The organism is Streptomyces flavovariabilis, assembly GCF_000725785.1.
GTDB classification, from domain to species: domain Bacteria; phylum Actinomycetota; class Actinomycetes; order Streptomycetales; family Streptomycetaceae; genus Streptomyces; species Streptomyces hawaiiensis.
Genome location: NZ_JNXD01000001.1, coordinates 398,387 through 415,845, shown reverse-complemented (window position 1 = coordinate 415,845; position 17,459 = coordinate 398,387). Strand labels below are relative to the sequence as shown.

Annotated in this window: 20 protein-coding genes; 5 read left to right on the top strand and 15 right to left on the bottom strand. The window is 71.5% G+C overall.

The features are described 5' to 3' along the window. Positions 1–17: 17 nt before the first annotated feature. Both IO24_RS0101810 and IO24_RS0101805 read right to left on the bottom strand, forming a co-directional pair. Positions 18–269 (bottom strand): DUF397 domain-containing protein, encoded by a 252-nt coding sequence (locus IO24_RS0101810; RefSeq protein ID WP_031131025.1) that lies wholly within the window; start codon positions 267–269, stop codon positions 18–20. Continuing rightward, positions 266–1,138 carry a helix-turn-helix domain-containing protein gene (locus IO24_RS0101805; RefSeq protein ID WP_031131023.1) on the bottom strand — a complete coding sequence of 291 codons (873 nt, stop codon included), beginning with the start codon at positions 1,136–1,138 and terminating at the stop codon, positions 266–268. Before IO24_RS0101805 ends, IO24_RS0101810 begins: the two co-directional genes overlap by 4 nt. Positions 1,139–1,384: 246 nt before the next feature. Here IO24_RS0101805 and IO24_RS42570 point away from each other — a divergent pair, with 246 nt between their 5' ends. Further along, the gene (locus IO24_RS42570) at positions 1,385–1,831 is read left to right on the top strand and encodes an ATP-binding protein (RefSeq protein ID WP_031131021.1); all 447 of its coding nucleotides are present in this window, start codon (positions 1,385–1,387) and stop codon (positions 1,829–1,831) included. A gap of 14 nt (positions 1,832–1,845) precedes the next feature. Here IO24_RS42570 and era read toward each other — a convergent pair whose 3' ends face one another. Then, positions 1,846–2,808, bottom strand: a complete 963-nt coding sequence (gene era, locus IO24_RS0101795; RefSeq protein WP_031131019.1) for a GTPase Era — start codon at positions 2,806–2,808, stop codon at positions 1,846–1,848. A 160-nt stretch (positions 2,809–2,968) separates the two neighbouring features. Here era and IO24_RS0101790 point away from each other — a divergent pair, with 160 nt between their 5' ends. Beyond that, a complete protein-coding gene (locus IO24_RS0101790) occupies positions 2,969–4,279 on the top strand; it encodes an ammonium transporter (RefSeq protein WP_031131017.1) in 1,311 nt (436 codons plus the stop codon). After that, the gene (locus tag IO24_RS0101785; RefSeq protein WP_031131015.1) at positions 4,276–4,614 is read left to right on the top strand and encodes a P-II family nitrogen regulator; all 339 of its coding nucleotides are present in this window, start codon (positions 4,276–4,278) and stop codon (positions 4,612–4,614) included. The genes IO24_RS0101790 and IO24_RS0101785 overlap by 4 nt, the downstream gene beginning before the upstream one ends. Before the next feature lie 25 nt (positions 4,615–4,639). Here the strand turns inward: IO24_RS0101785 and IO24_RS0101780 are convergent, their stop codons facing one another. The 9 genes from IO24_RS0101780 to IO24_RS0101740 all read right to left on the bottom strand — a co-directional run bounded on the left by IO24_RS0101780 (position 4,640) and on the right by IO24_RS0101740 (position 12,699). Continuing rightward, a complete protein-coding gene (locus IO24_RS0101780; RefSeq protein ID WP_031131013.1) occupies positions 4,640–5,116 on the bottom strand; it encodes a hypothetical protein in 477 nt (158 codons plus the stop codon). Between the two features lie 171 nt (positions 5,117–5,287). Then, on the bottom strand, positions 5,288–5,641 hold the full coding sequence (locus IO24_RS0101775) for a cytidine deaminase (protein WP_031131011.1): 354 nt from the start codon (positions 5,639–5,641) through the stop codon (positions 5,288–5,290). Positions 5,642–5,661: 20 nt separating this feature from the next. Then, entirely contained in the window at positions 5,662–6,021 is a 360-nt protein-coding gene (locus IO24_RS0101770) for an MmcQ/YjbR family DNA-binding protein (RefSeq protein WP_031131009.1), read from the bottom strand. Further along, positions 6,018–7,322: a hemolysin family protein gene (locus IO24_RS0101765; RefSeq protein WP_031131007.1), complete on the bottom strand. Its 1,305-nt coding sequence runs from the start codon at positions 7,320–7,322 to the stop codon at positions 6,018–6,020. Before IO24_RS0101765 ends, IO24_RS0101770 begins: the two co-directional genes overlap by 4 nt. Positions 7,323–7,330: 8 nt before the next feature. Continuing rightward, a complete protein-coding gene (gene ybeY, locus IO24_RS0101760; RefSeq protein WP_010042065.1) occupies positions 7,331–7,828 on the bottom strand; it encodes an rRNA maturation RNase YbeY in 498 nt (165 codons plus the stop codon). Between the two features lie 14 nt (positions 7,829–7,842). Beyond that, the gene (locus IO24_RS0101755; protein ID WP_031131004.1) at positions 7,843–8,910 is read right to left on the bottom strand and encodes a PhoH family protein; all 1,068 of its coding nucleotides are present in this window, start codon (positions 8,908–8,910) and stop codon (positions 7,843–7,845) included. A gap of 282 nt (positions 8,911–9,192) precedes the next feature. Continuing rightward, on the bottom strand, positions 9,193–10,329 hold the full coding sequence (locus IO24_RS0101750) for a carbohydrate kinase family protein (RefSeq protein WP_031131002.1): 1,137 nt from the start codon (positions 10,327–10,329) through the stop codon (positions 9,193–9,195). Positions 10,330–10,465: 136 nt separating this feature from the next. Then, on the bottom strand, positions 10,466–11,755 hold the full coding sequence (locus IO24_RS0101745; RefSeq protein WP_031131000.1) for a glucarate dehydratase family protein: 1,290 nt from the start codon (positions 11,753–11,755) through the stop codon (positions 10,466–10,468). Further along, the gene (locus tag IO24_RS0101740; RefSeq protein WP_031130998.1) at positions 11,752–12,699 is read right to left on the bottom strand and encodes a 5-dehydro-4-deoxyglucarate dehydratase; all 948 of its coding nucleotides are present in this window, start codon (positions 12,697–12,699) and stop codon (positions 11,752–11,754) included. Before IO24_RS0101740 ends, IO24_RS0101745 begins: the two co-directional genes overlap by 4 nt. 97 nt (positions 12,700–12,796) lie before the next feature. Between IO24_RS0101740 and IO24_RS0101735 the strand changes: the two genes are divergently transcribed. Both IO24_RS0101735 and IO24_RS0101730 read left to right on the top strand, forming a co-directional pair. Continuing rightward, the gene (locus IO24_RS0101735; protein WP_031130996.1) at positions 12,797–13,579 is read left to right on the top strand and encodes an IclR family transcriptional regulator; all 783 of its coding nucleotides are present in this window, start codon (positions 12,797–12,799) and stop codon (positions 13,577–13,579) included. A 205-nt stretch (positions 13,580–13,784) separates the two neighbouring features. Beyond that, a complete protein-coding gene (locus IO24_RS0101730; protein ID WP_031130995.1) occupies positions 13,785–15,098 on the top strand; it encodes an MFS transporter in 1,314 nt (437 codons plus the stop codon). 4 nt (positions 15,099–15,102) lie between these two features. Here IO24_RS0101730 and IO24_RS0101725 read toward each other — a convergent pair whose 3' ends face one another. Genes IO24_RS0101725 through IO24_RS0101715 form a run of 3 tightly spaced genes read right to left on the bottom strand, consistent with a single transcriptional unit; the run spans position 15,103 to position 17,387 of the window. Beyond that, a complete protein-coding gene (locus IO24_RS0101725) occupies positions 15,103–16,104 on the bottom strand; it encodes an adenosine deaminase (protein WP_031130994.1) in 1,002 nt (333 codons plus the stop codon). Between the two features lie 20 nt (positions 16,105–16,124). Beyond that, positions 16,125–17,030: a ribonuclease Z gene (locus IO24_RS0101720; RefSeq protein ID WP_031130992.1), complete on the bottom strand. Its 906-nt coding sequence runs from the start codon at positions 17,028–17,030 to the stop codon at positions 16,125–16,127. Positions 17,031–17,036: 6 nt separating this feature from the next. After that, positions 17,037–17,387 (bottom strand): histidine triad nucleotide-binding protein, encoded by a 351-nt coding sequence (locus IO24_RS0101715; protein WP_031130990.1) that lies wholly within the window; start codon positions 17,385–17,387, stop codon positions 17,037–17,039. Between the last annotated feature and the right edge of the window lie 72 nt (positions 17,388–17,459).

The window sequence follows — 17,459 nt, the reverse complement described above, 5'->3', positions numbered from 1 at the left end:
GTCGGTCCGGTGGGGGTTCAGCGGGCCGTCAGGTGGTCGGCCAGGCCCTGCTTGACCCCCGTGACGAACGCGGTGATCTCCTCGGGCGTGTAGATCAGTGCGGGGCCGGCGGGATCGGCCGACTGGCGCACGGCGACGCGGCCGTCGGCGAGCTGCTTCGTCTCCACGCACTGGCCCCCGTTGGGGCCGCTCCACGGACGTTCCCAGCCCTGCTCGCCGAGGTCCGACGCGGGCATCCCGTTGTACACCGCACCCTCGGTGACGGTCATGAGTACTCCTTCCGCATGCGGTTCAACAGCGCCTTGCTGTCCGCGGACGAGGTCTTCAGCGACAGCCGGTTGTGCGCCTCCAGATGGGCCACGACGTCCGCTCGCTGGTCGAGGTAGACGGAGGCGGAGAGGAGTTCGCTGTAGACGATGTCGGGCAGCTCCCGCTCCTCGAACCGGAAGTAGGTGAACGGCGCGCACGCCCCGACGTGGGCGCCCGCGCCGAACGGCACGATGTCGACGCTGACGTGCTCCAGTTCGGACGCCTCCAGGAGCCGGTCGATCTGCTCCCGCATCACCTCGGGGCCGCCGACCACCCGGTGCAGCACGGCCTCCTCCATCACCACCCACAGCGTGGGCGCGTCCTGCCGCGTGAGCAGGCTCTGGCGGCGCAGCCGCAGCTCCACGCGCCGGTCGAGGTCGTCGTCGCCGTCGTTCGGGAAGCCGCCGCCGAGCACGGCCCGCGCGTACCCGGGCGTCTGGAGCAGGCCCGTGACGTACTGCGGCTCATAGGTGCGCAGCGTTCTCGCGCCGGTCTCCAGGCTCACGTAGGCCGTGAACCAGGACGGCATCACGTCGCGGTACGGGTGCCACCAGCCGGGCGCGTTGGCGCGCTCGGCCAGGGTGACGAACTCGTCGATCTCCTGCCGGCCCGCCCCGTAGGTCTCCAGCAGCTTCTCGACGTAGAGGATCTTCAGGCCGACCTCGGCCTTCTCCAGGCGGCGGACGGTCAGCGGAGTGACGCGCAGGGCCTTGGCCGCGTCGTCGAGGGACAGGCCCGCGCCCTGCCGGGCCTCCTGGAGCCGGCGGCCCAGGATCATGCGCAGCACGGTGGGGGCGCCGGCGCCGGTGCCTGATCGCGCGTCGTTCACGCCGTGCCTCCTGAGGGGTCGTCATCGCCGCTGACTCTGCGGGGACTTGAGCGTTTCACCAGATCGCTCGGCCCGGGCGATACCGTCCTTCTGAAATTATCAGGGAGATGGTTGCAGCGTGAACTGCTCTGCGAGCATAGTTACTTGTGTGACCAGGGTTCCGGAAGCACCAACCCCCCATCCGGCCGCCCGTTGCCCGCTCGCCCCTTCCTTGACTGCGCCCACCCCCCACGGAAGGCGATCGCCGTGTCCCCCCACACGACATCCACCCCCCGGTTCCCGGACGCGGTGCGCCCGGACCGCACCGACTGGCTGGAGCTGCCGCCGCAGCGGACGAGTGTCAGAGTCGCCCGTCACGCCATGCGCGCGCGGCTGGCCTCGTGGCAGATACCCGAGGACGTGTGCGCGAACGCCGTGCTGCTCGTGTCCGAGCTCGTGACCAACGCCGTGCTGCACACCCTCAGCGAACGGATCCTGTGCGGTGTGCAGCGGATGGCGGACGCGCGCTTCCGGCTGGAGGTCCACGACGGCGACCTCACGGGCCGCGGCATCCCCGACCGCTGCCCCGGCCCCGACGACGAGAACGGCCGCGGCCTGCTGCTCGTACGGGAGATAGCCGACAGCTGGGGCATCACCCGCTCGACCCTCACGGGCGGCAACGCGGTGTGGGCGAGCCTCGGAAGGCCGCTGTGACGCGCTGAGGGACCTCAGAACCCCAGCTTGCGCAACTGCCGCGGATCCCGCTGCCAGTCCTTGGCGACCTTCACGTGCAGGTCCAGGAAGACCGGTGTGCCCAGCAGTGCCTCGATCTGCTTGCGGGACTTGATGCCGACCTCCTTCAGGCGCTTGCCCTTGGGGCCGATGATGATGCCCTTCTGGCTGGGGCGCTCGATGTAGACGAAGGCGTGGATGTCGAGGAGGGGCTTGTCGGCGGGGCGGTCCTCGCGCGGCAGCATCTCCTCGACGACGACCGCGATGGAGTGCGGCAGTTCGTCACGGACGCCCTCCAGCGCGGCCTCGCGGATCAGCTCCGCGATCATGACCTGCTCGGGCTCGTCGGTCAGGTCGCCCTCGGGGTAGAGGGCGGGGCCCTCCGGGAGGAGCGGGACGAGCAGATCGGCCAGCAGGCCCACCTGCTTGTCGGCGACGGCCGAGACCGGCACGATCTCGGCCCACTCGAAGCCCAGCTCCTTGCCGAGCTGATCGATGGCGATCAGCTGCTCGGCGAGCACCTTGCTGTCCACGAGGTCGGTCTTGGTGACGATCGCGATCTTGGGCGTCTTCTTGATGGACGCCAGCTCCTTCGCGATGAAGCGGTCACCGGGACCGAGCTTCTCGTTCGCCGGCAGACAGAAGCCGATCACGTCGACCTCGGCCCACGTCGTGCGCACGACGTCGTTGAGCCGCTCACCCAGCAGCGTGCGCGGCTTGTGCAGCCCCGGGGTGTCGACCAGGATCAGCTGGGCGTCCGGGCGGTGCACGATGCCCCGCACGGTGTGCCGCGTCGTCTGCGGCTGGTTCGCCGTGATCGCCACCTTCTGGCCGACCAGAGCATTCGTGAGGGTGGACTTGCCCGCGTTGGGACGGCCCACGAAGCAGGCGAAGCCGGCCCTGTGGACAGCTCCGGCCGGCTCTTCGGATGACTGGGTACGAACGCTCATGGCGCCCATTGTCCCTGATCCACGAAGCCCTCCTGCACCGGACGTGCCTCGTGAGCTTCCGGAAACCCTTACGCAACGAAACGTCACGGAAACACACCCGTACGCGACCGGAAACGCGGGCCGGTGAACCTCTGACGAGCCCCCGGAGCCCCCACCCGTTGGAGACACCGTGCCTCTGGCCGCCGCAACCGCCGACACCGGCGACACCGCCTGGCTGCTCGCCGCCACCGCCCTCGTCCTGCTGATGACCCCGGGCCTGGCCCTGTTCTACGGCGGCATGGTCCGCACGAAGAGCGTGCTCAACATGCTGATGATGAGCTTCGTGTCGATCGCCCTCGTCACGGTGGTGTGGCTGGCCGCCGGCTACTCCCTGGCCTTCGGCGAGGACGCGGCCGGGGGTCTCATCGGCGGCCTCGACCACGCCGGGATGAGCGGCCTCGGCCCGGACAGCGTCCAGGGCACGGTCCCCACCCTCCTCTTCGCCACCTTCCAGCTCACCTTCGCGATCGTCACGGCCGCGCTGGTCAGCGGCGCGGTCGCCGACCGGGCGAAGTTCGGGGCGTGGCTGGTCTTCGTGCCGGTGTGGGCGCTGCTCGTATACGTCCCGGTCGCGCACTGGGTGTGGGGCCCGGGCGGCTGGATCCTGGAGAGGCTGGGGGCCCTGGACTTCGCCGGCGGGCTGCCCGTGGAGATCGTCTCCGGCGCCTCTGGGCTGGCATTGTGCCTGGTCCTGGGCCCGCGCATGGGCTTCAAGAAGGACGCCATGCGCCCGCACAACCTGCCCATGGTGATGCTGGGCGCCGGTCTGCTCTGGTTCGGCTGGTTCGGCTTCAACGCCGGCTCCGCGCTCGGCGCCAACGGTCTCGCGGCCGCCGCGTTCCTCAACACCCTCGCCGCGGGCTGCACCGGCCTGCTCGGCTGGCTCTTCGTGGAGCAGAAGCGCGACGGCCACCCCACGACCCTCGGCGCCGCGTCCGGCGCGGTCGCGGGCCTGGTCGCCATCACCCCGTCCTGCGGATCCGTCTCGCTGCTCGGCGCCCTGGTCGTCGGCCTCGCCGCCGGCGTCGTCTGCTCGTACGCCGTCAGCTGGAAGTTCAAGCTGAACTACGACGACTCCCTGGACGTCGTCGGTGTCCACCTGGTCGGCGGGGTCATCGGCACGCTCCTCATCGGCGTCTTCGCCGTCGAGTCGATGACCGGCGGCGCCGAGGGCCTCCTGTACGGCGGCGGCCTCGGCCAGCTCGGCAAGCAGCTGCTCGCCGTGGTCGTGGTGGCGGTGTACGCGTTCGGCGTGACGTACGGCATCGGCAGGCTGATCGACGCCACGATGGGCCTGCGCGCCAGTGAGGAGCAGGAGCAGACCGGTCTGGACCTTACGGTGCACGCCGAGACGGCCTACGATCACGGGGTCCTGGGCCACGGCGCCCCGGTCTCCTCCTCCGTCGTCTCCCCCGCGCAGAAGGTCACCACCCAGGCATGAAGCTCATCACCGCGATCGTCAAGCCGTTCCGACTCGACGAGGTCAAGAACGCCCTGCGGGACCTCGGAGTGCACGGCCTGACCGTCAGCGAGGCCAGCGGCTACGGCCGGCAGCGCGGCCACACCGAGGTGTACCGCGGCGCCGAGTACCAGGTCGACCTCGTGCCCAAGGTCCGGATCGAGGTCGTCGTGGAGGACGCGGACGCCGAGGCCGTCATCGACGCGGTCGTGAAGGCCGCGCACACCGGCAAGATCGGCGACGGCAAGGTGTGGGCGCTGCCCGTCGACACGGTCGTGCGGGTGCGGACGGGCGAGCGCGGCCCCGACGCGCTCTGACACCGGGGCCGCGCCGCCTTCGTTCTCAGTCGAACACGAACGGGCCCGGTGACTGCGGCCCGGTCGCCGTGCAGGTGATGGTGATACCGAAGACGGTCATCCTCAGCGAGCCGCCGAAGGCCTCCAGGCTGTCGCCGGAGGCCACGGTGCCGCTGAGGGGACCGACCTCGACGGGCGCGCCGGCGGCCATCGCCGGGTTCTCCGTGCCGGTGAAGTCGACGGTGCCGCCGCCGCTCTTCACCAGGGTGAGGGTGGACGAGATCGAGTCCTCTCCCAGCGCGATGGGCGCCGTGATCGCGGCGGACTTGACGGTGAGGGTGGCGGCGGTGCCGTCCTGCGTGGCCGTGAGGGTGGCCTCGCCACTGCCGAAGGTGCCGCAGTCCGCGCTGATCGTCGCTGTCTGGGGGGTGACGGCGAGGGCTGCGGGGGCGAAGGCGAGCCCGGTGACCGCGAGGGCCCCGGCCGCCAGTGCGGCACCTGCTCCGATTCGCTTGCATCTCATGGGATTCCGGCTCCGTTTCCGTGTGGGGGGACCGCTCGGCAGGTGGGTGCGGACACGCTGCGCGAGAGCCGAACCTGACGGTCCGTCGGAATTTACGGTTCCATTGATGCGCGTGAGGCAGGGGGCGGCAAGGTTGAAAACTGGCCTAATTACCGGCGGTTACACCGATGTTCAGCCGGCGGTCAGGGTGACGCGGACCGTCCCGTCGGGCCCGGCCACCAGTACCGGCGTCCCGGCGTTGCCGAGATCCCGTACCGCCGCCCGGTCCTCCGCGGACGCGGTCTCCGCCTCGGTCACGACCGCCGCCGCCTCCAGGGACGTCGCGCCCGAGGCCACCGCCATCGCCACCGCCGTCTGCAGGGCACTGAGTTTCAGGGAGTCGAGGGCCACGGTGCCCGCGACATAGGTGCGTCCGGTCTCGTCCCGTACGGCCGCGCCCTCGGGCACGCCGTTGCGGGCCCGCGCGGAACGGGCCAGGGTGACGATCTTGCGGTCCTCGGGGTCGAGCGCGCTGCTGTCGGTCATGATCCGAGCATACGGAAGCGTCAGGAGCGGTCGAGGCGGAGGCGGTCCGCTCGGGGCAGGCCCGCGACGACCAGGTCGTACGAGTCCTCGATGAGCTCCCTGACCAGCCGGTCCGGGAGGTCGCCGTCGACGGTGACCGTGTTCCAGTGCCGCTTGTTCATGTGCCAGCCCGGCACGATCAGCCCCTCGTGCTCGCGGCGCAGGCGGATCGCCTCCTCCGGGTCGCACTTGAGGTTGGCCTTCAGCGGGCGCGCGTCGAGGTGCGACAGGGCGAACAGCTTGCCCTGCACCTTGAAGACCGAGATCTCCGGACTGAACGGGAAGTCCTCCACCGCCGCGTTGAAGGACAGGCAGAACGCGCGCAGGTCCTGCGGGGTCATTCCGGCTTCTCCTCCTCCGGCGGGTCCGGCCGGCCCGCCGGCTCCGCGAGCACTGTCACGATCTTGTTCCGGCGCCCGGCGGCGGCCTCCGCGGTCAGGCGCAGCTCCCGGCCGTCGGGCAGGTCCACGACGGACGAGGCACCCGCGATGGGGACGCGGCCCAGCGCCTTGGCCAGCAGGCCGCCGACCGTCTCGACGTCCTCGTCGTCGTACTCCTCGAGGCCGTACAGCTCGCCCAGGTCGCCGATGTCGAGGCGGGCCGTGACGCGGAAGCGGTCCTTGCCGAGCTCCTCGACCGGCGGCAGTTCACGGTCGTACTCGTCGGTGATCTCGCCGACGATCTCCTCGAGGATGTCCTCGATGGTGACGATGCCGGCCGTGCCGCCGTACTCGTCGATGACGACGGCGACGTGGTTGCGTTCCTTCTGCATCTCGCGCAGCAGGTCGCCGGCGTTCTTGGTGTCGGGCACGAAGAACGCCGGGCGCATGGTCGTGGACACCTGCTCGGACTCGGCGTCGCGGCTGATGTGCGTCTTGCGGACGAGGTCCTTCAGATACACGATCCCGACGATGTCGTCCTCGCTCTCCCCGGTCACGGGGATGCGCGAGAAGCCGGAGCGCAGGGCGAGGGTGAGGGCCTGGCGGATGGTCTTGAAACGCTCGATGACCACCAGGTCCGTGCGCGGGACCATGACCTCGCGGACGAGGGTGTCGCCCAGTTCGAAGACCGAGTGCACCATGCGGCGCTCCTCGTCCTCGATGAGGGACTCCTTCTCGGCGAGGTCGACCAGCGCCCGCAGTTCCGCCTCGGAGGCGAACGGGCCGCGGCGGAAGCCCCTGCCGGGCGTGAGCGCGTTGCCGATGAGGATCAGCAGCGACGGGACCGGGCCCATGATCCGGGCCAGCGGCACCAGGACGTAGGCCGAGACCGTCGCGGTGTTCAGCGGGTGCTGGCGGCCGATGGTGCGCGGGGAGACGCCGACGGCGACGTACGACACGAGGACCATGACCGCGATGGCGATCAGGAGGGCCTCGGTCGTGTTGTCGAACTCCATCAGGCAGCCGTACGTGATCAGCGCGGCGGCGGCCATCTCGCAGGCGACGCGCACCAGCAGCGCCACATTGAGGTAGCGGGTCGGGTCGGCGGCCACCTGGGAGAGCTTGGCGCTGCCCCGGCGGCCGGAGCGCACGGCCTCCTCGGCGCGGAAGCTGGAGACGCGCGCGAGACCCGCCTCCGCGCAGGCGGCGAGCCAGGCCACGACGACCAGGGCGACCGCCCCCAGGGCGAGTTGCGGACTCATCGGCGGCGCTACGAGACCGTCGGCGCCGGGGACGGGCCGGTCAGGCCCCGCTCCGCGCGCCAGCCGTCCACGATGGCCGCCTGGAGGCCGAACATCTCGGCCTTCTCGTCCGGCTCCTCGTGGTCGTAGCCCAGCAGGTGCAGCACGCCGTGAACGGTGAGCAGCTGGAGCTCCTCGTCCATGGAGTGCTGCGTGTCGGCTTCCTTGCCCTGCTTCTCGGCGACCTCCGGGCACAGCACGATGTCGCCGAGCAGACCCTGCGGCGGCTCGTCGTCGTCCTTGGACGGCGGGCGCAGCTCGTCCATGGGGAAGGACATGACATCCGTCGGACCCGGGAGGTCCATCCACTGGATGTGGAGCTGCTCCATGGCGTCGGCGTCCACGACGATCACCGAGAGCTCGGAGAGCGGGTGGATGCGCATCCGAGCGAGCGCGTAACGGGCGATGTCGAGGATCGCCTGCTCGTCGACCTCGGTGCCGGACTCGTTGTTGACGTCGATCGACATGGTGCTGTGTGTGTCTACTTCCCCTTGTGCCCGGACTTGCCGCGGCTCTTGTGCGCGCCGTTCTGGGTGCCGTGCGTGGTGTCGTACTTCTCGTACGCGTCGACGATACGGCCCACCAGCTTGTGCCGGACGACGTCCTGGGACGACAGGCGGGAGAAGTGGACGTCGTCGACGCCGTCCAGGATGTCCTGCACCTGGCGCAGACCGCTCTTCGTCCCGTCGGGAAGGTCGACCTGCGTCACGTCACCCGTGATCACGATCTTCGACTCGAAGCCGAGGCGGGTGAGGAACATCTTCATCTGCTCGGGGCTCGTGTTCTGGGCCTCGTCCAGGATGATGAAGGCGTCGTTGAGCGTACGGCCGCGCATGTACGCCAGCGGCGCCACCTCGATCGTGCCCGCCGCCATCAGGCGCGGGATCGAGTCCGGGTCGAGCATGTCGTGCAGCGCGTCGTAGAGCGGGCGCAGGTAGGGGTCGATCTTCTCGTAGAGGGTGCCCGGGAGGAAGCCGAGCCGCTCTCCGGCCTCGACCGCGGGGCGGGTCAGGATGATGCGGTTGACCTGCTTGGACTGCAGGGCCTGCACCGCCTTGGCCATCGCCAGGTACGTCTTGCCGGTGCCCGCCGGGCCGATGCCGAAGACGATCGTGTGCTTGTCGATCGCGTCGACGTAGCGCTTCTGGTTGAGCGTCTTGGGACGGATCGTGCGGCCGCGCGAGGACAGGATGTTCTGCGTGAGCACCTCGGCGGGTGTCTCCTGGCCGTCGCTCTCGCCGTTGTCGCTCGCCTTCAGCATGGCGATCGAGCGTTCCACTGCGTCCTCCGTCATCGGCTGCCCGGTGCGGAGCACCAGCATCATCTCGTCGAACACGCGCGAAATGAGGGCGACGTCCTTCGGGTCGCCGGTCGCGCTGATCTCGTTGCCCCGGACGTGGATGTCGGCCGCCGGGAAGGCCTTCTCGATCACGCGCAGGAGGGAGTCGCCGGACCCCAGAACGGTCACCATGGGGTGCTGGGCGGGGACGGTGAGCTGCGCTCTCGCCTGCTCCTGCGCGGGGGTGTGAGCTGTGGGTGTCTGAGTCATGGGCCGGCGCTGAAGGCCTGCGGTTCCTCCTCGTCACGGCCGCACAGCTGAGGGCGGCCTCGCGACTCCCAGGGTACGACGGTGGAGTGACAACGCCGTAGGGGTTTTGGGGGTGGGGTTTGCAACCGGGGGCGACAGCGGTTCTCGACCGGGCGATTCGGGGCGCGGCCCTTCCCGGCCGGCAGCTTCGCGGGCGACAGCGGCTCCTGGCCGAGTGATGCGGGTCGCGGATGGGCACAGGCCGGGGGTCCGGGGGGCGGAGCCCCCTGGGCGGCCAGGGCGTCACGCCGAGCGCCGAAAGCCGATCGTGGGTACCGCACGCCGCAACGGCCAGGGTCTGACCAACTCCTCGGAGACCAGGCCCGCCAGGAACCCGTACCTCTCCAATGCCACCGCCGACTGCCCCTCCACCGACTGCACCCTGCGCCACCACGCCGCGATCTCCGACCACCCCGGCGCCGACAGGGACCCCCCGAACTCCTGCACCGACAGCGCCGCCGTCAGCCCGGCGAAGGCCAGCCGGTCGGCCAGCGGCCAGTCCGCCAGCGTCCCGGCCACGAACCCGGCGACGAACACGTCCCCCGCCCCGGTCGGATCGAGCGCCTCGACCTCGATCGCCGGCACCTCCGCCGTCTCCCCCGTGCGCCGGTCCACCGCGTACGCCCCGTCCGCCCCGAGCGTGACCACCGCGAGCGGCACGTACTCGGTCAGCGCGTGCGCCGCCGTCCGCGGACAGTCCGCGCCCGTGTACCGCATGGCCTCCTGAGCGTTCGGCAGGAACGCCTCGCAGTGCCGCAGGTCGGTCAGCGCCGCCAGATCCCACGCCCCCGTGTCGTCCCAGCCGACGTCGCCGAACACCCGGGTGCCGTTGCTCGCGGCCTGGGCGATCCAGGGCGCGCTCACGCCGGGCGCGAGGGAGGCGACGGCGGCACGCGCGCGGGGCGGGCAGGCGGGCGCGGGCTCCTCGTGGGGCGGCTCGTGGCCGTGCGAGACCATCGTGCGCTCGCCCTCGTAGGCCATGGAGACGGTCACCGGGGAGTGCCAGCCGGGCACCGTGCGCGACGGGGAGAGGTCGATGCCCTCGCCGTGCTCCAGGGCGTCCCAGCAGTAGTCGCCGTAGTGGTCGTCGCCGAAGGCCGCCGCGAGGGACGTGCGCAGGCCCAGGCGGGCCAGGGCGGTCGCCATGTTGGCGACGCCGCCGGGGCTCGACCCCATCCCGCGCGCCCAGGACTCCGTCCCGCGCACCGGGGCGGAGTCGAGGCCGGTGAAGATGATGTCCAGGAAGACGGTGCCGGTGAGGTAGACGTCCCAGGGCGGGTCGTCCGGTGTGCGCAGAGGGGCGAGGGGATCGACCTGGCTCTGGCGGTGCGATCCCTTTCCGGCCGGTCCCTTTCCGGCCGGGGCGGTGGACGCGATCACGATGCGCTCCCTGACGTGGTGCGGATCCAGCCAGTCTGCACCACATCACCGACAAGGTGACGCCGATCACGCCGGGCCCACCGGTCCCGTCAGCCCGCGCCGGGCCCTCGCGCACCCCGCCCGGGACGGGCGGGCGCTACCAGCGGGGCATCGCGGGTGTCACCCACTCCGGGTCGGCGATCCGCATGGCCGCCGCGTCGTCGCGGTCCCGCAGAGCGCCGTCGTCGTCCAGCCACCGCCGGTGCAGGGCGGCCAGCCGCTCGCGGTCGAGCTCCACGCCGAGGCCGGGCGCGTCGGACACGGCGACCTTGCCGCTCTCGAAGGTGAGCCGCTCGGTGAGGACGTCCTCGGACTGCCAGGGGTAGTGGGAGTCGCAGGCGTGGTGGAGGTCCGGGACGGTGGCGGCCACGTGGGTCATCGCGGCGAGCGAGATGCCGAGGTGGGTGTTGGAGTGCATCGACACTCCGACGCCGAAGGTGCGGCAGACGGCGGCGAGCTGCTGGGTGTTGCGCAGTCCGCCCCAGTAGTGGTGGTCGGAGAGCACGACCTGGACGGCACCCCGGGTGAACGCCTCCTGGATCTCGGCGAAGGTCGTCACGCACATGTTCGTGGCGAGCGGCACCCCGGTCCGCTCGGCGACCTCGGCCATGGCGGGCGTGCCGAGCGCCGGGTCCTCCAGGTACTCGAGTACCTCGCCGAGCTCCCGGGCCACCTGCACGGACGTCTCCACGGACCAGGCGCCGTTCGGATCGAGCCGCAGCGGGTGTCCCGGGAAGGCCTCGGCGAGCGCCCGTACGGCCGCGATCTCCTCGTCGGGCGGGAAGACGCCGCCCTTGAGCTTGAAGGAGGTGAAGCCGTACCGCTCTGTGAAGCGGCGGGCCTGCTCCACCACTCCCGCCGGGTCGACGGCGGCACCCCAGTCGTCCTTCTCGGCCGGCACGCCCTCGGGGTGGGCGGCCCACTTGTAGAACAGGTAGGCGCTGTACTCGACGGCGTCGCGGACCTTGCCGCCGAGCAGTGCGTGCACGGGGAGTCCGAGCGCCTTGCCGAGGGCGTCGAGGCAGGCGACCTCGAAGCCGGAGACGACGGACAGCCGCAGCTTGTCGGCGGTCTGGACACCGCGCAGCCCGCCGACGTCCACGGCGTTCTCCACGCGGGAGGCGTCCACCGCGACCTGGTCCGCGACCGTGAACAGGCCGTTGAGATCGCTGACCTGGCGTCCCTTCAGCCGCTCGGCGAAGGGCCGGGCCAGCTCCAGGTACTTGGCGTCGCCGTAGGTCTCGCCCACGCCGGTGATCCCGTCCGCCGTGACGACCTCGACGATCAGCCGGGGCGTGTACGGCTGGTGCACGCCCTGGGTGTTCAGCAGCGGCGGGTCCGCGACCAGGATCGGCGTCAGGCGGACGTCCGCGATCGTGAGGTTCACAGGGTGGCTCCCACGAGGTCGAGTCCGGCGGTGAGGACGGCGGTGAGGGCGGCCAGGTCGGCGGGCGAGGGGTCGGTGAGCGGGGCGCGTACCGGACCCACGGAGTGGCCGCGCAGCCGGGCCGCCGCCTTGACCAGCGACACGGCGTACCCGGGGACGCGGTCGCGGAGTTCGACGAGCGGGACGTAGAAGCCGCGCAGCAGCTTGTCGACGGTGCCGTGGTCGCCGTCGCGCAGGGCGGTGAAGAAAGCCCCGGCGATCTCGGGGGCGAAGGCATGGACGGCGGAGGAGTAGGCGGGGACGCCGACGGTGGCATAGGCGCGGGCCTGGATCTCGGCGGTGGAGGCCCCGTTGAAGAACAGGAAGTCCTCGGGCGCGGCCAGTGTGAGGCGCTGCAGCCGGTCGAGGTCGCTGTGGCCGTCCTTGAGGCCGATGACGTTCGGCAGGGCGGCGATGCGGCGGAGCGAGTCGGCGGTGAAGGCGACCTGGCCGCGCTGGTAGGCGATGAGGGGCAGCGGGGTGCGGGCGGCGATCTGCTCCAGCTGGGCGACCAGTCCGTCCTGCGGGGCGGCGACGAGGTAGTGCGGCAGCACCAGGAGCGCGTCGGCGCCGGCGTCCTCGGCGATGCGCGCGAACCGGACGGCCTGCGCCCAGCCGTAGCCGGTGCCGGCGACCACGGGGACCAGCCCCGCCGCCTCCTCGACGGTGATGGTGACGACCTGCCGGTACTCGTCCTCGTCGAGCGAGAAGAACTCGCCGGTGCCGCAGGCCGGGAAGACGGCGCCGGGGGCGGCGGCGAGCCGCTGCGCGACGTAGGCGCGGAAGCCGTCCGGGTCGAGGGTGCCGTCGTCACGGAAGCCGGTCAGCGGGAACGACAGCACGCCGCCCGCCATCCCCTCCCGCAGCCGCCGCGCGACCGCCACCGGTCCAGCGCTCACGGTCATCACCAGTCATCTCCTCATGCAGACGTGATCCATGTATGAGAATGGAGGTTGAGTATGCGAACGTCAACCGCCTGGGCGGCCCGATTACCATCGGTGCATGTCAGACACAGGGGGCGTCCGCGAGGTGAAGTCCGCGGCGCGCACGGTCGAGCTGCTGGAGCTCCTCGCCGCCCGCGCCGACCGTCCGGCCCGGCTCCAGGAGCTGGCCGACGCACTCGGTGTGCCGCGCAGCTCGATGTACGCGCTGCTGCAGACCCTCATCTCGCGCGGCTGGGTTCGCACCGACGTCACCGGATCCCTGTACGGCATCGGCATCCACGCCCTGCTCACCGGTACCAGCTACCTCGACTCCGACCCGCGGGTCCGGGCCGTACGGCCGTACCTCGACGAGGCGTCCGAGGCGCTCGGCGAGACCATCCACATGGGCCGGCTGGACGGCCGGGACGTGGCGTATCTGGCCACGCGTGAATCGCACGAGTACCTGCGGACGATCAGCCGGGTGGGGCGGCGCCTGCCCGCGCACGTCGGCGCCCTGGGCAAGGCCCTGCTGGCGGAACGCCCGGACGGCGAGCTGCCCGAGGGGCCGTACGAGGCGCTGACCCCCAACTCCCACACGAGCAGGGCGTCCCTGGCGGCCGACCTCGCGGAGATCCGGTCCCGCGGCTGGTCCGTGGACCGCGAGGAGGGCGTGACCGGCATCGTCGGCTTCGGGTTCGCGCTGCACTACGACACCCCCGCGCTGGACGCGATCAGCTGCTCGGTGCCGGTCGCCCGGCTCACGCCCGCACACGAGGAGCGGATCGTCGCCGTGATGCGGGAGATCCGGGCGAAGGCCGAGGCGACCGTTCCGGCGGGACCCGGATCGGTGCACTGGCGTTAGCGAAAGCGCCGTCGACGCCTGACGAAGGGCGCTCGTGTACCCGGGCTTCACCACCCCAAACACAACGTGCTCCAGATCACACGCCCAGGGTTCCCTTGTCCGACTACGTGCTTGATACAAATTGCTCGCGCGTTCCTGTCCGTCGACGGTCGTCGCCCAACCCCCCCCATTTCCCCCGCTCCTTTCGCACGCCCTGGGAACGCCCGTGTTCGCCCCCCGCACCACTCCCTGGCCCCTCGTCGCCCTTTTCACGGCCGGGTACCTCGCTCCGTATCTACTGCCCACCACCGTCGGCAGACTCGACTCGGACCTTCCGCTCTCCGCCACGCAGGCCGGCGCCGTCGGCAGCGCCCTGCTGCTGAGTTCGGCCGCCGCCGGATTCGCCCTGGCCTCCCGGGTCGAACGGGCCGGAGCCCGCACCCTCGCCCGGCTCGGTCTCGCCCTGGCCCTGCTGGGCTACGGCGGAGCGGCCCTGACCACCGCGATCCCCGCAGTCATCGCCGGCGCGATGATCGGCGGGTTCGGCTCCGGCACGGCCACCACCGTCGCCGCCACGCTCATCGCCGGTCAGAAGGATCCACACCGGGCCTCAACGGCCGGGCTGCTCACCGTCTCGGCCCTCGCGGGCGCCGTGTATCTGACGGTGCCGCACCTCGGCCCGGGGCACGGCCTGCCGCTGGCCGCGATCGCCCTCACGGCCCTGGCGGTCTGGCCCCTCACCGGCCGCCTCCCCGCCGGCACGCCCGTCACGCCCACCCGGCATGGCAAGGCCCGGCTGCCACACACCCGTTCGGGGCTGCTGCTGGCCGCCGCCATGGTGTGCTGGTCGCTCGCCCAGAACTCCCTGTGGGGCGTCAGCGGACGCATCGGCCTGGAGCAGGCACACCTCGGCGAGGCCACCGTCGGCGTCGTGTTCGCCCTCGGACTGGGCGCCGGCCTGGCCGGAGTCCTCGCGGCCGGCGCCCTCGGGGCCCGCCTCGGACGGGCCCTTCCCATCGGCGGCGGCACGGTCCTCATCGCTGCCTGCATCGCGCTCAGCGCCTCGGCGACCGACCTCGGGAGCTTCGCGGCCGGCGAGATCGCCTGGAACACGCTCTACCCGGTGGTGCTGTCGTACCTCATCGGGCTCGCCGCCTCGCTCGACCCGCGCGGCCGCTGGGCGGTGCTGGTCGGCTCGGCATCCTCGCTGGGCACGGCCGCCGGACCGCTGACCGGCAGTGTGCTGTCGGCGCAGGCCGGGTTCCCGGTCATGGGCGCGGTCCTCGGCGCGGGGCTGCTGGTGATCTCCCTGCCGATGACCGCCGTCGCCCTGCACACCGGCGGACGTCCGCTGCTGCCCGGCGCGATCCGCCGCCGCGGCGGCCACCCGGCCGCCCTGGTCGCCGCCGCCACCGGCACCCCCACCGGCGCGGTCCCCGAGATCGGTGCCCCGGAGCAGCCGGTGGTGGAGATCCCCGTCGAGGCCGCCGCCGCCCCCGCCCAGCGCGACTACGACAAGGCGGGGTCGGAGGTCTTCTGAGGCCCTACGGGTTCCGCTGGAACGCGTAGGCCTCCACCTCGGCGAGATACCGGGCCCGCAGCTCCTCGTCGTCCTCCAGGAAGGAGGCGAGGAAGGAGTTGCGGGCAAGCTCCCGCAGCTGCTCCTCGGTGAGGCCGAGGGTGGCGCCCACGGCGTCGAAGTTGTCACCGGCGTAGCCGCCGAAGTAGGCCGGGTCGTCGGAGTTGACCGTGCACATGAGGCCCGCGTCCAGCATGGCGGGCAGGGGATGGTCGGCGAGGGTGTCGACCGTGCGCAGCCGGACGTTGGACAGCGGGCACAGCGTCAGCGGCACCCGGTCGCGCACCAGCCGCTCCACCAGCGCCGGGTCCTCCACGCAGCGCAGCCCGTGGTCGACCCGCTCGACGCCGAGGAGGTCCAGCGCCTCGGTGATGTACTCCGGCGGGCCCTCCTCGCCGGCGTGGGCGACCCGCCGCAGGCCGAGCGCGGCGGCGGCCTCGTAGACCTCGCGGAACTTCACGGGCGGATGCCCGACCTCGGCGGAGTCGAGGCCGACGCCGGTGATCCGGTCCAGGTACGGCTTGGCCGCGTCCAGCGTGGCCAGGGCCGACTCGGCGGACTCGTCACGCAGGAAGCACAAAATCAGCCGGGTGGAGACACCGTGATTCGCCTCGCTGCTCCCGAGCGCCCGCCACAACCCCTCGACGACCGTGCCGATGTCCAGCCCGCGGCTGGTGTGGGCCTGTGGGTCGAAGAAGATCTCCGCGTGCCGCACGCCCTGCGCGGCGGCCCGGGCGAGATAGGCGTTCGCCAGGTCCTCGAAGTCCCGCTCGGTGCGCAGGACGGCCATGAGCTCGTAGTACAGGTTCAGGAAGGACTGCAGGTCCTCGAAGCGGTAGGCCTCGCGCAGCTCGTCCGTGTCGGCGTACGGCAGCGTGACGGCGTTGCGCGCGGCGAGCTCGAAGGCGAGTTCCGGTTCAAGGGTGCCTTCGATGTGAAGGTGCAGTTCGGCTTTGGGGAGGGACATCAATTCATCGTACGGCCGTTTCACCGACGCTTCGGAACCGGCACCCTCAGTAGATCGTGGGCCACGGTCAGCTCACCGTCGTACCCGGCGGCCCGCGCCTGCCGCTCGAACTCGTCCGGGTCCGTGTACCGCTGGCTGAAGTGCGTCAGCACGAGGTGCCGCACGCCGCCCTCCCGGGCCGCCCGGGCGGCCTGACCGGCGGTCAGGTGACCGTGCTCCACGGCGAGTTGCTCGTCGTCGTCAAGGAAGGTCGACTCGATGACGAGCATGTCGCAGCCCTCCGCGAGCGCGTACACGCCGTCGCACAGCCGGGTGTCCATGACGAACGCGAACCGCTGACCGCGCCGCGTCTCACTGACGTCGTCGAGTGAGACTCCGCCGAGTGACCCCTCGCGCTGGATGCGGCCGACGTCCGGGCCCTTGATGCCGTGCGCGGCGAGCCGCTCGGGCAGCATGCGGCGGCCATCGGGCTCGACGATCCGGTAGCCGTACGACTCCACCGGGTGCGACAGCTTCCGGGCCTCCAGCGTGTAGCCGCCGGTGCGGGCGAGGGGCCCGTCGGCGTCGACCGGGGCCTCGGTGATGCCGACGGTCTCGCGGTAGGCGGTGGCGTACCGGAGCCGGTCGAAGAAGCGCTGCCCGGAGCGGGGGTAGTGGGCGGTGATCTCGTGCGGGACCCGGTCGAGGTTGATGCGCTGGATCACACCGGCGAGGCCGAGGGAGTGGTCGCCGTGGAAGTGCGTGACGCAGATCCGGTTCAGGTCGTGCGCGGCGACCCCGGCGCGCAGCATCTGGCGCTGCGTGCCCTCGCCGGGATCGAACAGGATGCCCTCGCCGTCCCAGCGCAGCAGGTAGCCGTTGTGGTTGCGGTGCCGGGTCGGGACCTGGCTGGCGGTGCCGAGGACCACGAGTTCACGTACGGACAAGGCGGATTACCCCGGGGGCCAGTCGAGGCCGCGACCGCCGAGCACGTGGCCGTGCACGTGCCAGACCGTCTGGCCGGCGCCGCTGCCCGTGTTGAAGACGAGGCGGTAGCTGTCGAGTTTCTCCTCGTCCGCGACGGCCTGGGCCTCGCGGAGCACGTCCGCGGACAGGACCGGGTCGGCGGCGAGGGCTGCGGCGTTCTCGTAGTGCGCCTTGGGGATGATCAGGACGTGGGTGGGGGCCTGGGGGTTGATGTCGCGGAAGGCGATGGTGGTGTCTGTCTGGCGGACGATCGTCGCCGGGACGGTGCCTGCGACGATCTTGCAGAACAGGCAGTCTTCCTGGGGCTCCCCTGCCATGTCTCCTCCGAGGGTTGGCCGAGCGAGGTCTCGGGTGGGCATCGTATCGTCGTCGGGTGCGGGTGCCTCGTG

Excerpts from the sequence above, each read along its gene's own strand:
- IO24_RS0101810 (WP_031131025.1), bottom strand. The coding sequence starts at position 269 with ATGACCGTCACCGAGGGTGCGGTGTACAACGGGATGCCCGCGTCGGAC.
- era (WP_031131019.1), bottom strand. The coding sequence starts at position 2,808 with ATGGGCGCCATGAGCGTTCGTACCCAGTCATCCGAAGAGCCGGCCGGA.
- IO24_RS0101785 (WP_031131015.1), top strand. The coding sequence starts at position 4,276 with ATGAAGCTCATCACCGCGATCGTCAAGCCGTTCCGACTCGACGAGGTC.
- IO24_RS0101780 (WP_031131013.1), bottom strand. The coding sequence starts at position 5,116 with ATGAGATGCAAGCGAATCGGAGCAGGTGCCGCACTGGCGGCCGGGGCC.
- IO24_RS0101775 (WP_031131011.1), bottom strand. The coding sequence starts at position 5,641 with ATGACCGACAGCAGCGCGCTCGACCCCGAGGACCGCAAGATCGTCACC.
- IO24_RS0101770 (WP_031131009.1), bottom strand. The coding sequence starts at position 6,021 with ATGACCCCGCAGGACCTGCGCGCGTTCTGCCTGTCCTTCAACGCGGCG.
- IO24_RS0101765 (WP_031131007.1), bottom strand. The coding sequence starts at position 7,322 with ATGAGTCCGCAACTCGCCCTGGGGGCGGTCGCCCTGGTCGTCGTGGCC.
- ybeY (WP_010042065.1), bottom strand. The coding sequence starts at position 7,828 with ATGTCGATCGACGTCAACAACGAGTCCGGCACCGAGGTCGACGAGCAG.
- IO24_RS0101755 (WP_031131004.1), bottom strand. The coding sequence starts at position 8,910 with ATGACTCAGACACCCACAGCTCACACCCCCGCGCAGGAGCAGGCGAGA.
- IO24_RS0101740 (WP_031130998.1), bottom strand. The coding sequence starts at position 12,699 with ATGACCGTGAGCGCTGGACCGGTGGCGGTCGCGCGGCGGCTGCGGGAG.
- IO24_RS0101735 (WP_031130996.1), top strand. The coding sequence starts at position 12,797 with ATGTCAGACACAGGGGGCGTCCGCGAGGTGAAGTCCGCGGCGCGCACG.
- IO24_RS0101725 (WP_031130994.1), bottom strand. The coding sequence starts at position 16,104 with ATGTCCCTCCCCAAAGCCGAACTGCACCTTCACATCGAAGGCACCCTT.
- IO24_RS0101715 (WP_031130990.1), bottom strand. The coding sequence starts at position 17,387 with ATGGCAGGGGAGCCCCAGGAAGACTGCCTGTTCTGCAAGATCGTCGCA.